The 12,639-nt window shown below is 45.1% G+C and carries 12 protein-coding genes and 8 tRNA genes; 17 read left to right on the top strand and 3 right to left on the bottom strand.

Annotated features, from left to right (window positions below; translation table 11 throughout):
- Window positions 1-54: 54 nt before the first annotated feature.
- Genes prmC through hemA form a run of 3 tightly spaced genes read right to left on the bottom strand, consistent with a single transcriptional unit; the run spans window position 55 to window position 3,306 of the window.
- Window positions 55-894 (bottom strand): peptide chain release factor N(5)-glutamine methyltransferase, encoded by an 840-nt coding sequence (gene prmC, locus ACFI6L_RS10505; protein ID WP_462573936.1) that lies wholly within the window; start codon window positions 892-894, stop codon window positions 55-57.
- A 36-nt stretch (window positions 895-930) separates the two neighbouring features.
- Entirely contained in the window at window positions 931-2,016 is a 1,086-nt protein-coding gene (gene prfA, locus ACFI6L_RS10500; protein WP_014997976.1) for a peptide chain release factor 1, read from the bottom strand.
- Between the two features lie 15 nt (window positions 2,017-2,031).
- Window positions 2,032-3,306: a glutamyl-tRNA reductase gene (gene hemA, locus ACFI6L_RS10495; RefSeq protein ID WP_014949017.1), complete on the bottom strand. Its 1,275-nt coding sequence runs from the start codon at window positions 3,304-3,306 to the stop codon at window positions 2,032-2,034.
- Between the two features lie 131 nt (window positions 3,307-3,437).
- Between hemA and lolB the strand changes: the two genes are divergently transcribed.
- From lolB to ACFI6L_RS10410, 17 genes are all read left to right on the top strand, one after another.
- Window positions 3,438-4,064: a lipoprotein insertase outer membrane protein LolB gene (gene lolB, locus ACFI6L_RS10490; protein ID WP_131138404.1), complete on the top strand. Its 627-nt coding sequence runs from the start codon at window positions 3,438-3,440 to the stop codon at window positions 4,062-4,064.
- A complete protein-coding gene (gene ispE, locus ACFI6L_RS10485; protein WP_239301624.1) occupies window positions 4,064-4,930 on the top strand; it encodes a 4-(cytidine 5'-diphospho)-2-C-methyl-D-erythritol kinase in 867 nt (288 codons plus the stop codon). Before lolB ends, ispE begins: the two co-directional genes overlap by 1 nt.
- A gap of 33 nt (window positions 4,931-4,963) precedes the next feature.
- A tRNA-Gln gene (locus ACFI6L_RS10480) sits at window positions 4,964-5,039 on the top strand.
- Between the two features lie 33 nt (window positions 5,040-5,072).
- A complete protein-coding gene (locus ACFI6L_RS10475) occupies window positions 5,073-6,020 on the top strand; it encodes a ribose-phosphate pyrophosphokinase (RefSeq protein WP_014949014.1) in 948 nt (315 codons plus the stop codon).
- Between the two features lie 256 nt (window positions 6,021-6,276).
- Window positions 6,277-6,759, top strand: a complete 483-nt coding sequence (locus ACFI6L_RS10470; RefSeq protein WP_239301607.1) for a ribose-phosphate pyrophosphokinase — start codon at window positions 6,277-6,279, stop codon at window positions 6,757-6,759.
- 124 nt (window positions 6,760-6,883) lie between these two features.
- Window positions 6,884-7,885, top strand: coding sequence for an NADPH-dependent aldehyde reductase Ahr (ahr, locus tag ACFI6L_RS10465; RefSeq protein WP_014978887.1), 1,002 nt, complete (start codon window positions 6,884-6,886; stop codon window positions 7,883-7,885).
- 366 nt (window positions 7,886-8,251) lie between these two features.
- Window positions 8,252-8,884: a 50S ribosomal protein L25/general stress protein Ctc gene (locus ACFI6L_RS10460; protein WP_014976150.1), complete on the top strand. Its 633-nt coding sequence runs from the start codon at window positions 8,252-8,254 to the stop codon at window positions 8,882-8,884.
- A 5-nt stretch (window positions 8,885-8,889) separates the two neighbouring features.
- The gene (gene pth / locus ACFI6L_RS10455; RefSeq protein ID WP_039225631.1) at window positions 8,890-9,471 is read left to right on the top strand and encodes an aminoacyl-tRNA hydrolase; all 582 of its coding nucleotides are present in this window, start codon (window positions 8,890-8,892) and stop codon (window positions 9,469-9,471) included.
- A gap of 41 nt (window positions 9,472-9,512) precedes the next feature.
- The gene (gene ychF, locus ACFI6L_RS10450; RefSeq protein ID WP_075176301.1) at window positions 9,513-10,604 is read left to right on the top strand and encodes a redox-regulated ATPase YchF; all 1,092 of its coding nucleotides are present in this window, start codon (window positions 9,513-9,515) and stop codon (window positions 10,602-10,604) included.
- A gap of 124 nt (window positions 10,605-10,728) precedes the next feature.
- Window positions 10,729-11,724 (top strand): peptidylprolyl isomerase, encoded by a 996-nt coding sequence (locus ACFI6L_RS10445; protein WP_462573934.1) that lies wholly within the window; start codon window positions 10,729-10,731, stop codon window positions 11,722-11,724.
- A 171-nt stretch (window positions 11,725-11,895) separates the two neighbouring features.
- Window positions 11,896-11,972: transfer RNA gene (locus tag ACFI6L_RS10440), tRNA-Met, on the top strand.
- Window positions 11,973-12,007: 35 nt separating this feature from the next.
- A tRNA-Leu gene (locus tag ACFI6L_RS10435) sits at window positions 12,008-12,092 on the top strand.
- Between the two features lie 4 nt (window positions 12,093-12,096).
- Window positions 12,097-12,172: transfer RNA gene (locus ACFI6L_RS10430), tRNA-Gln, on the top strand.
- Between the two features lie 34 nt (window positions 12,173-12,206).
- Window positions 12,207-12,291: transfer RNA gene (locus ACFI6L_RS10425), tRNA-Leu, on the top strand.
- 2 nt (window positions 12,292-12,293) lie between these two features.
- Window positions 12,294-12,369, top strand: a tRNA-Gln gene (locus ACFI6L_RS10420).
- A gap of 52 nt (window positions 12,370-12,421) precedes the next feature.
- A tRNA-Met gene (locus ACFI6L_RS10415) sits at window positions 12,422-12,498 on the top strand.
- A gap of 34 nt (window positions 12,499-12,532) precedes the next feature.
- A tRNA-Leu gene (locus ACFI6L_RS10410) sits at window positions 12,533-12,617 on the top strand.
- Window positions 12,618-12,639 lie beyond the last annotated feature (22 nt).

Here is a 12,639-nt window from a genome sequence, read left to right as displayed (position 1 = left end):
TTGCAATTAAATTTTGATAACTACAGAAAAGATAACTTCTTTGAAGGTTAAAACCTACTGCCACTGTCCTAGCGTTACACGGTCATTGTCGCCGTAGTCTTTAATAGTTTTGACGTCTATAAATCCCGCATCTGCAAGCAAAGCGTTAACCGCTGCCCCTTGGTCAAAACCGTGTTCGAATGCGAGCAGCGCGCCTTTATTGAGGTATTGAGGTGCGTTATTGATTATGTGTTTAATGTCGTCTAGACCATCACTACCCGAAGTTAATGCTGTTTTAGGCTCAAAACGCACATCGCCCTCATTAAGGTATGGACTGGATTCTTCTATGTAAGGTGGGTTTGAAACAATAATGTCGAAGGTTTGACCTGCCAGCGCACTAAACCAGTCACTTTGCACAAAATGCGCATTGGCTATGCTATTAGCTTGAGCATTGCGGGTAGCAAGCTTCACCGCCCCCTCTTGGTAGTCTACGCCAGTAACGGATGTTTCTGGCAGTTCGCTCGCTAATGCCAGCGCAATGGCGCCCGTACCGGTTCCCAAATCACAGATTGATAGGGATGCAGAGGATTGTTGATTTGCCCAATTAAGCACGTGCTCAACCAATACTTCTGTATCCGGTCGTGGAATTAATGTATCTGGCGAGGTAAACAGTGACAGGGTCCAGAAATCACGCTTGCCGATAATATACGCCACGGGCTCACCCCGTTTACGCTTGGCCACATCCGCTTCAAATTGCGCTTTCTGGTCGGCATCCAAGGTTTTATCAGGCCATGTGAATAGATAAGTTTGTGACTTACCTAGAATGTTCGCCAACATGACTTTTGCATCAACAGAGGGTGACTCCCCACCCTCTAGTTGCTCAGCAGCCCATGCTAAGGCGTTGTCTATGCGCATTGTTTTTCTATAAACAGTTTGTGTAACAAGACAGCGTTATTCGTCAGAAAGAGAGGCCAGTAGATCGGCCTGATGCTCTTGCAAAATTGGGTCGATAAGCTGTTTCAGATCACCTTCCACTACTTCGTCTAAACGATAAATAGTCAGGTTGATACGGTGGTCGGTTACACGTCCCTGCGGGAAGTTATAAGTACGAATTCGCTCAGAGCGGTCACCGCTACCGACTAAGCTCTTACGAGTAGAAGCCTCTTCTGCTGCTCGCTTTTCTTCTTCAATCTGATTTAAGCGCGCTTGAAGTACCGACATCGCTTTCGCACGGTTTTTGTGCTGTGAACGCTCGTCCTGACATTCCACTACCAAGCCTGTTGGCAAGTGAGTAATACGAATCGCCGAGTCGGTTTTGTTAACGTGCTGACCACCCGCACCTGATGCACGGAAGGTATCGATGCGAAGCTCTGCAGGATTAATTTCAATTGCCTGCGACTCTGGAATTTCTGGTAATACCGCCACGGTACATGCCGAGGTATGGATACGGCCTTGTGATTCGGTTTCTGGTACACGCTGTACGCGGTGACCGCCCGACTCGAATTTCAATACGCCGTACACGCCATCGCCGCTAACATTCGCAATGACCTCTTTATAACCGCCGTGCTCACCTTCATTGGCGTTAACCAACTCTACACGCCAGCCACGACTTTCGGCATAACGGCTGTACATGCGGAACAAGTCACCTGCGAATATTGCCGCTTCGTCACCACCTGCACCTGCGCGAATTTCCAAGAAACAGTTGTTGTCATCGTTAGGATCTTTAGGCAGAAGTAGCACCTGAAGTTCAGTTTCAAGGCGTTCAATTTCCGCCTTGGCTTCTTTCATCTCTTCCTGTGCCATCTCGCGCATTTCAGCGTCATCTTCGTTCAACATTTCCTGCGCTGAAGCCAAGTTTTCTTGTGCTTGCTGATAAGCATTGAAGCCTGCCACTACATCTTCTAGCTGACTAAACTCTTTTGACAAGTTGCGAAACTTATCTTGATCGCCGATAACTCCAGGGTCGCCTAACAACGCCTGAACTTCTTCGAAACGCTCGACTAAGTGTTCGAGTTTCCTAACTACCGACTCTTTCATATGCTTTTTATTACCTTATTTATTATCGTCTGACGAAAAGTCAGATAAATCTAATGCCTGTCCCATCCATCGGCTCAATGCCGGGTCATCGTGCATGGCAGCCTCGCGTAACGCTAAGGTTGTTGGGTGCAATAGCGTATTGGTTAATTTATACGCCATTTCTTCTAATACCGTTTCGGCATTTTTACCTTCCGCTAATTGCGCTTTGGCTTTTTCCACAATATCGTCACGCTGTGCCATGCCTTTTTGGCGATACTGTCTTACTAAATCTATCGATTGCTGCGACTGCTTCCACGTCATGTAGTCGCCAGCTTGTTTGTCTATGAGCTTTTCGGCTTCTTTTGCTGCTTGCTCGCGGTTTTCTAAATTCTTCTGAACAATATGCTGCAGGTCATCAACAGTATAAAGATAGGCATCGCCTAGCTCGTTAACCTCTGACTCAATATCTCGTGGTACCGCCAAGTCCACCAAAAACATCGGCATATTTTTGCGCTGTTTAAGGGCTTTCTCCACCATCCCCTTGCCAATTAAGGGCAGTTGGCTAGCGGTAGAGCTTATCACGATATCAAAGTCTTTTAAGTGCTCTGGCACTTGCGATAAGGTAAACACACTCGCATCTAGTGTTTCGGCTAAGGCCTCTGCGCGGGCTACGGTTCTATTCGCCACCGCCAAACAGCTCACGCCCTGCTCTTTCAAATGTTGAGCCACAAGCTCAATGGTTTCGCCAGCTCCCACTAATAACACTGAACGTTTTGGTAGTTCAGCGAATATATGCTTGGCCAACTGAACGGCTGCATATGCCACGCTTACCGCGTTTGCACCTATATCTGTTTCACTGCGAACTCGCTTCGCCACCGAAAACGTATGTTGAAACAGCTTATCAAATTCGCTGCTCACCATACCTGAGTGTTTTGCATCACCAAACGCCTGCTTCACCTGACCTAAGATTTGAGGTTCACCCAAAATCAGTGAATCAAGTCCGCTGGCTACACGCATAATGTGCTTTACCGCTTCATCCTGCGCGAGCACATAGCTGTTATTGGCAATCTCTTCTACATCCAAGTGATGGAAGTCACTTAACCATTGTAGAAGCTTTTGGCCGGTGTCGTCTTGAGTATTGACGTATAGCTCAGTGCGGTTACAGGTCGATACAATGACAGACTCATCTACGCCTTCCAGCTTTTTTAAACTCGCAAGCGCTTCCACCAGAGAATCTGGTGTAAAGGCCACTTTTTCGCGAAGTGCTACTGGTGCTGTTTTGTGGTTAATACCGAGGGCGAGTAAAGTCATTAAAATCTGTGCTGGCAACGTCGGAGCGGCATTGTACGAAAAACCCAAAATGATTGAAAGTGTTGGTGAAACTGTGTTCCCATAATGTCACAATTAAATGTGTTTTATTTTTATACAGGTAACGCGCCTTAATGATTCGCTTTATTTCCCTACTGTTGTTTCTCTGCTTCGTACTGAGCGCATGCACAACCGCTCCCAAAGGCCCAGAAAACGCGGTAAACCTCACGGCCCAACTTGAAAAAGTTGCTGAAGTACATCAGTGGCAAATGCGCGGAAAAATTGCATTTCGCCAAGGAAAGGAAGCGGCCAGCCTTAATTTAGTCTGGAAAAACGATTCCGGTGATTTTGATTTTCGATTAACCAATTTTTTAGGGGTAAGTCTGGTAAACCTTAATGTTACCCAGCAGCAGTCGGTATTAGAGGCTGACGGTGAAACGTACGTTGATGCTTTACCAGAACCACTTATTTATCAGATTACGGGAATGGTCATTCCGGTGGAATCACTGTTGTCTTGGGTAAAAGGACTACCGCTGGACGGTGATAAATTCACCCTAACTGAAAAAGGATTGGTTAATACCCTTGAAAGCTATTGCCGAGGTTGCCGCAATTGGCAAGTTGCTTATGGTAATTACGGTAGTGTTGAACTAGATGATGGCACATCTGTATGGTTGCCTCACAGCATAACGCTTACCCAGAATGAAACGCCGGACATGCCTAATACTCAGCTTAAAATTAAAATTTATCAGTGGACTCTGTAGTGAACTCATCTGTTTCAGAACATAAAGATTGGTGGCCTTCCCCCGCTAAACTGAATCTTTTCTTGCATATACTTGGCCGCTACGACAACGGCTATCACCAGCTTCAAAGTCTGTTTCAAATGCTAGATTACGGCGATGCACTCGCCTTTGACATAAGTACAGACGACACAACGATTCGCATGGAAACCCCACTGGATGGGGTTCCGGACGATCACAATTTAATTGTAAAAGCAGCGCGGCTGCTGGCAACAAAAACAAAATGTAATGAAGGTGCCGTTATTTCGTTAGACAAGCGCCTTCCTATGGGGGGCGGCATTGGCGGGGGTTCTTCGAATGCAGCCACCACGTTAGTGGCGCTTAATCACCTTTGGAACACAGGGCTAAGTGAAGATGAACTGGCTGAGCTTGGGTTATCTTTAGGCGCTGACGTACCTATTTTTGTGCGAGGTCTAACAGCATTTGCAGGAGGCGTTGGAGAAGACATAACGCCAGCTCCCCAAAAAGAACAGTATTTTCTTGTAGCGAACCCAAATGTTCATGTCAGTACAGCAGAAGTGTTCACCTCGCCGGATTTGCCCAGAAATACACCTGCGATACGTTGGGAAGACTATAAATTTGAAAAAACTTGGAATGATTGTCAGCAATTAGTCGCGAATCGCTATCCTGAAGTTGCAAAATTATTACAGTGGTTGGTACACTACGCACCGTCGCGAATGACGGGCACAGGTGCATGCGTGTTTGCCACTTTTTCTGACTACACTTTAGCCGAACAAGTTAGGGCTCAAATGCCTGAAACTTGGCAGAGTTTTGTCGCAAAAGGTGTGAATCGCTCACCACTATTAGATAAATTAGAACAACAAAGATAGCGTGTACGCCACATCGGACAAGAACTTAAAAATTGGGGTATAGCCAAGTTGGTAAGGCAGCGGGTTTTGATCCCGCCATTCGTAGGTTCGAGTCCTGCTACCCCAGCCAAACCTCTTTTATCAACGCACTGAGGAACCACTTGTGCCAGATATGAAGCTCTTTGCAGGTAATGCCGTACCAGAACTTGCCCAGAAAGTTGCCGATCGCCTCTACACCAAACTTGGAAATGCCAAAGTTGGCCGTTTCAGTGACGGTGAAATCAGCGTAGAAATTCATGAAAACGTCCGTGGCTCGGACGTTTTTATTATCCAGTCTACGTGTGCGCCTACTAACGATAACCTTATGGAACTTATTGTGATGATCGACGCACTACGTCGCGCATCAGCTGGTCGTATTACAGCAGTAATTCCTTACTTTGGTTATGCACGCCAAGACCGTCGTGTTCGTTCAGCTAGGGTGCCAATTACTGCGAAAGTAGTGGCTGACTTCCTGTCTAACGTTGGTGTTGACCGCGTACTTACTATCGACCTACACGCCGAACAGATTCAAGGTTTCTTTGATGTTCCGGTGGATAACGCATTCGGTACTCCTATCCTTCTTGCTGACATGGTAAGACGTGATTTTGCCGACCCTGTAGTCGTTTCTCCTGACATTGGCGGTGTTGTACGTGCACGTGCTACTGCGAAACTACTTAACGACACCGACCTTGCCATTATCGATAAGCGTCGCCCTAAAGCGAACGTGGCTCAGGTAATGAACATCATTGGTGACGTAAAAGACAGAGACTGCATCATTGTCGATGACATGATTGATACAGGCGGTACGCTTGCAAAAGCAGCCGAAGCACTTAAAGCACATGGCGCGCGCCGTGTTTATGCTTACGCGACTCACGCTATCTTTTCAGGCAACGCTGCAAACAATCTTAAAGAGTCTGTTATTGACGAAATTATCGTTACCGACTCTATCCCACTAAGTGCAGAGATGAAGCAAATTGGAAAAGTAAAACAGCTTACTTTATCTGAGATGCTTGCAGAAACTATTCGTCGTATCAGCAACGAAGAGTCTATTTCAGCAATGTTTGAATACTAAAATTTAAATATTGTTACTCCTACCAAAGAGCTGGCCCATGGTAAGTGGCGCCGGCTCTTTTTTTACCTTTCTTTTTTCTTTGAAAGCGAACATCGCCTTAAGAATAAGAACAGTACATCAAGCCAAACACATTCCGTTTACGCCTTAAATATACTTTATTGCCGTTTTCCGACTCGTTAATGTGACTTTCTTTTCATCAATTTTAGGTTTAACGTTAAGAATTGTTGTGCGTTAAAACTAATATTAAGGACATAAAATGAAAACAAAAACACTATGCCTTGTTGCAGTAATTGCTGCCCTTTTAAATACAGCGGGCTGCTCTGGAGATGACGACTCAGTGAAACAAGCAGATCTTGAGAAACAAGGAACTGAAATGAAAGACAAATCTTCCACAGTTCAAGCTAATGATAAGAGTTCTATGCCCAAGGAACTGGTAGCCGAACCAGTTACTCAGGCTGAAGCCGTAGAAGATAATGCAAAAGGTGAAGTCACCATGAAGGGCAGTATTATTTATAAAGATCTCGAAGGCGGTTTTTACGCTTTTATTGCTGAAAATGGCGATCGCTATACGCTACATGGTTTAGATGAAACTTATCAAAAGAACGGCCTTGTTGTGGAAGTTAAAGGTATGCCTAAACCTGATATGATGACCTTTACACAATTCGGTACGGTGCTTCAAGTATCAAGCGTTAAAGTACTCGATACCAGTAAAGTCATTGATAACCTGCAAACACAATGATCGCGAATATAGCTTTGCGTGTAGCAAATTATTCATAAAGGTAATTAAGCTAGCGATTTAGCAATTATAGAATTTTTGCGTACGCGTGAATGTTGCACTGCAACACTTAAAAGGACGGTTATTGATGATAAATGCATATGCCGCTAAAGAAGCGGGTGGAAAACTGGAAAAGTTTCAATACGACCCCGGTAAGCTTGGCTCACATGACGTTGAAATAGACGTTGAAAGCTGTGGTATCTGCCACAGCGACCTAAGCATGCTCGATAATGAATGGGGCATGACAGAATATCCCTTTGTGCCTGGTCATGAGGTTGTCGGCACAATTAGCCAAATAGGTGAACATGTAACGTCACTTAAGGTGGGACAGCGTGTCGGTTTAGGCTGGCATTCAGGCTACTGTAATAGTTGTAGAACCTGCGAAGAAGGCGATCATAACCTGTGTGCCGATGCTACGATGACCATAGGTGGTCGTCACGGTGGATTTGCAGATAAAGTGCGCGCCCAAGCACGTGCCGTTATTCCCCTTCCCGATGCTATCGATAGCACAAAGGCAGGCCCTCTTTTTTGCGGAGGTATTACCGTTTTCAACCCTCTTGTCCAGTTTGGTATTAGCCCAACCAGTGAAGTGGGTGTAGTTGGTATTGGCGGTCTGGGCCATCTCGCTCTGCAGTTTTTAAATGCATGGGGATGTAAGGTAGTAGCGTTCACTTCTAGCGAATCTAAAAAGAAGGAAGCGCTAGAGCTAGGTGCGTCAGATACGATTAATAGCCGTGATGAAGATGAGATTAAAAAAGCGCGCGGTCGGTTTGACTTAATTATTTCAACCGTAAATGTAAAGCTTGACTGGAACTTGTATCTATCTACATTGGCACCGAAAGGCCGGCTTCACTTTGTAGGCGCCACCCTTGAACCTCTAGATATTGGTGCGTTTAACTTAATTGGTGGTCAGAAAAGTGTGTCAGGTTCGCCAGTGGGAAGCCCCGCGACCATTAAAACCATGCTAGATTTCGCTGCACACCACAATATTGAACCTGTGACCGAAACCTTCAAGTTTGATGACGTAAATGAGGCTATTGCTCGATTAAGAGAAGGTAAAGCCCATTACAGAGTGGTGCTGACGAAGTAAACGCTTGTGTAAAAAGTTGCTATGTTCCTAAGGCCTGTTGATCTTATTGAGCCTTTGGAAAGAGACAATTAGCGGTCAAGTTAGTCTTAACAAAATGCTTTTTTCTATAAATATGATAGAAGCGCGCCAAGGTGCGCTTCTTTTATTGTGAGTAACGCAAATACTTGCATTTGCTTAGCTGGATATTTTATCTGCCTTTGTAATTGTATGTTTTGGTAGGTGGTGTTAGAATTCGCCGCCCTTGAATTTTGGGCTGGTGTTTTATTGCGCATAGAAAATTACTTTTTAACGTAATTAACATCATTTTACCGTGGGTTTTGGTCGCAAAAATCCACATTATTAGACTTATATTTTTGGAGACAGACAATGTCTGAAGCAAATTTCAAACTAGACGCTTCTGTTCGTACAGACCTAGGGAAAGGTGCGAGCCGCCGCCTACGTCGCGAAGATAAGCTTCCTGGTATCATCTACGGTGGTGAAGAAGCACCAGTTTCTATCACACTAGATCATAACAAAGTAAACAACTCTGCTGACTTTGAAGCGTTTTATTCTCACGTTCTTGAGATTAACCTTGACGGTAAAGTTGTTGAAGTTCTAGTTAAAGATATGCAACGTCACCCGTTCAAGCCAAAGATCACACACATTGACTTCCAACGTGTAATCGCTGGTCAAGACGTTCACACTAACGTACCACTTCACTTCGTAAATGAAGAGAAATCTGCTGCTGTTAAAGCTGGCGGTATTGCTGAGCACCACGTAACTGAAATCGAAGTTACTTGTCTACCTAAGAACCTTCCTGAGTTCATCGAAGTAGACATGGCTGGTGTTGAAATGGGTCAAACGCTACACCTTTCTGACCTAACTCTTCCAGCTGGCGTTTCTTCAGTAGAACTTGCGAAGAACGACGAAGCTCACGACCTAGCGGTTGTAACTGTTAAGCCTGCTCCTAAAGCGGCTGACGCAGAAGAAGACGGCGAAGAAGCAGCTTCTGAGGAATAATCCTCTTGGCTGATATCCGCCTTATCGTGGGTCTGGGTAATCCAGGCCCCGAATATGAAAATACCCGACACAATGCCGGTGAATGGTTTCTCAACCAACTAGCCGACACCTACAACGCCCCGCTAAAACCAGAAACCAAATTCTTCGGTAAAACTGCTCGCATTACCATTGCAGGCAAAGATATCCGTTTGCTCTACCCCACTACCTTTATGAATAAAAGTGGACAAGCCGTAGCAGCACTGGCTAACTTTTACCGCATAGAACCAGAACAAATATTAGTAGCGTTTGACGAGTTAGATTTACCCCCAGGTGTTGCAAAATACAAAGTGGGCGGAAGCTCTAGTCAAAATGGCGTGCGTGACATTGTGGCTAAAATGGGTAACAACAAGAATTTTTTGCGTTTGCGCATAGGTATTGGTCATCCAGGTCATAAAAGCCGCGTTACCGGCCATGTTCTTGGAAAACCACCAGCAGAAGAAAAAGCAGCCATTGAAAGTGCCATCGATGAAGCGGTACGCTGTACAGAAATTTTGCTGAAAGAAGACCTTAAGCAAGCACAAAACAGGTTACACTCGCACAAAGGGTAAACCTAGCCAGTTATCACTTTTCCAAACTAAGGATCCATACCATGGGTTTTAAATGCGGTATTGTTGGCCTACCAAACGTAGGTAAATCAACACTTTTCAATGCATTAACTAAAGCAGGTATAGAAGCGGCAAACTTCCCGTTTTGTACTATCGAGCCAAACACAGGTGTTGTTCCTGTGCCAGATCTTCGTTTGGACAAGTTGGCTGAAATCGTAAAGCCTCAGCGCGTTATTCCTACTACCATGGAATTCGTAGACATTGCTGGCTTGGTTGAAGGTGCCTCTAAAGGTGAAGGTTTAGGAAACAAATTCCTTGCTAACATCCGTGAGACTGACGCTATTGGTCACGTAGTACGCTGCTTTGACGATGAGAACATTGTTCACGTTGCAGGTCGCGTTAGCCCTAAAGACGATATCGATGTTATTAACACCGAGCTTGCACTTGCTGACCTAGAAACGACAGAAAAAGCACTTCACCGTGTTGCTAAGCGCGCCAAAGGTGGCGATGCTGATGCCAAGTACGAAATGAAAGTGCTTGAGAAGATTAAGCCGCACCTAGACGAAGGCTTGTTACTACGTTCACTTGAGCTGACTAAAGAAGAGCTTGCGGCAATCAGCTACATGAACATGCTTACCCTTAAGCCAACCATGTACATTGCAAACGTGAATGAAGACGGTTTTGAAAACAACCCGTATCTTGATCAGGTTAAAGAAATTGCAGCAGGCGAAAATGCCACTGTAGTTGCAGTGTGTGCGGCAATCGAGTCTGATATTGCTGAGCTTGAAGACGACGAACGCGAAGAGTTTATGCAAGACATGGGTCTAGAAGAACCAGGTCTTAACCGCGTAATTCGTGCGGGTTACAGTCTTCTTACATTACAAACCTATTTTACTGCAGGCGTAAAAGAAGTACGTGCGTGGACCTTCCCTGAAGGCTCAACTGCACCACAAGCGGCAGGTAAAATTCACACCGACTTCGAAAAAGGCTTCATTCGCGCTGAAATCGTAGGCTACGAGCACTTCGTTGAGTTCAATGGCGAGCAAGGTGCGAAAGACGCAGGCAAATGGCGTTTAGAAGGTAAAGACTATATTGTTAAAGACGGTGACGTTATTCACTTCCGCTTTAACGTGTAATTTCTATTGTAGATATTAGCACTGTTTACTAAAGCCACCGCAAGGTGGCTTTTTTGTTTCTAGCAAATAATTGTGAAGCGCACATAGGCCTGATATAACTAGTAAAAAACTAACGGCTTTTGTAATGACTATTAATCAGCTTTGCGCTTCACGCCCTTTAACTTGCAGCAAATCACAGCACGCCAAACGATTTTCAGTAATAAAAACCTCAATTAAAGTGTTGTGCTTCTTAAGCCTGGCTAATTTTTCTTTTGCCAGTGAACCTCAAACTAATCCAGTGAATTCACAAATCAGTAGCGATGCTGTTGAAAAGGCACCAGCATTAGCAAGTAACACTGCCAGTTGGTATCAAGTTCCTCAGAGTAATACTGTGACGTTTAAAACTGCATATGGCGATGTAGTTATTGCGCTTCACCCTGCCCTTGCGCCGAAACATGTGGCCAGATTTAAAAGTTTAATAGACGCAGGCTTTTATAACGAACAAGCATTTTATCGTGTAGTAGACGGGTTTGTGGCACAAGCAGGCAGTAACGATACTCACGATGCCTCAAAATTTCCGCCGACACTGCTTAAGCCAATCAACGCTGAATTTACCCAACCGCTCAATAGCAATGTCAACGTAGTTGAGAGCAAGGATATGTTTGCGCCTAACACCGGATTTTTAGATGGCTTTCCAGTAGGCATTGATAAAAGCCGAAAAGAAATGTGGGGACTTCATTGCCCAGGTGTTGTGGCGTTTGCTCGCAATAGCGAGAAAGATACAGCCAGTACGGAGTTTTATATTGTGATTGGGCAAGCACCACGACACTTAGACAGAAATATGTCGGTCGTTGGTCGCGTACTGCACGGTATGGATGTGCTTCAAAAGTTGCCGCGAGGAAATATGGACAGAGGTGGCGTTCTAGATGATATAACGCAAGAAAGCAAAATTAAGCAGGCTTTTGTGCATGCAAACAACGCGGCACCTTATTTCTTACAAACGCCGCATCATGAAGAATATAAAAAACGGGCAAACACAGGAAGAAACTTAGATAACCCGTTTTTTCATGACAATACGTATGGCCCGCGCCCTATTGACGTATGTTATTACCAAACAAAAACCAGTAACAAAGCGTGGTAAATAGCTAGCTTATTTCGTGCAAGTTGTTCAATTTCACGGCTTTTTGCGCGTATTTCGCCCTAATGCGCACACTTAATGAGCATTTAAAAAAAGTTAGTAAAAAAGGGGTTGACGGTTGCCAGTCATATACGCATAATACGCGCCACTTCCTGAGAGGGAAGAGAATAGCAAGGCTACGTAGCTCAGTTGGTTAGAGCACATCACTCATAATGATGGGGTCGCAAGTTCGAATCTCGCCGTAGCCACCAATTCTCACTTATCTCTTTTAGGAAAGTCTAGCTGCGCGGAAGTGGTGGAATTGGTAGACACGCTGGATTTAGGTTCCAGTGCTTCACGGCGTGAGAGTTCAAGTCTCTCCTTCCGCACCACGACTGGGGTATAGCCAAGTTGGTAAGGCAGCGGGTTTTGATCCCGCCATTCATAGGTTCGAGTCCTGTTACCCCAGCCATTCTTTTTGAATGACTATTATAGCTAGCGTCTACGCGGAAGTGGTGGAATTGGTAGACACGCTGGATTTAGGTTCCAGTGCTTCACGGCGTGAGAGTTCAAGTCTCTCCTTCCGCACCATTTGGGGTATAGCCAAGTTGGTAAGGCAGCGGGTTTTGATCCCGCCATTCATAGGTTCGAGTCCTGTTACCCCAGCCAAATTCTTGAGAAGCCGCTCATCGAGCGGCTTTTTATTGAAGATAAAAGTTTAGGCTACGTAGCTCAGTTGGTTAGAGCACATCACTCATAATGATGGGGTCGCAAGTTCGAATCTCGCCGTAGCCACCAACTTTTACTTATTCCTTAATTGGAAGTCTACATTGCGGAAGTGGTGGAATTGGTAGACACGCTGGATTTAGGTTCCAGTGCTTCACGGCGTGAGAGTTCAAGTCTCTCCTTCCGCACCAATATTGGGGTATAGCCAAGTTG

This window comes from Alteromonas sp. G4i35 (assembly GCF_054960375.1).
The sequence above is the reverse complement of the archived record's forward strand: the minus strand, read 5'-3'. Positions and strand labels throughout refer to the sequence as shown.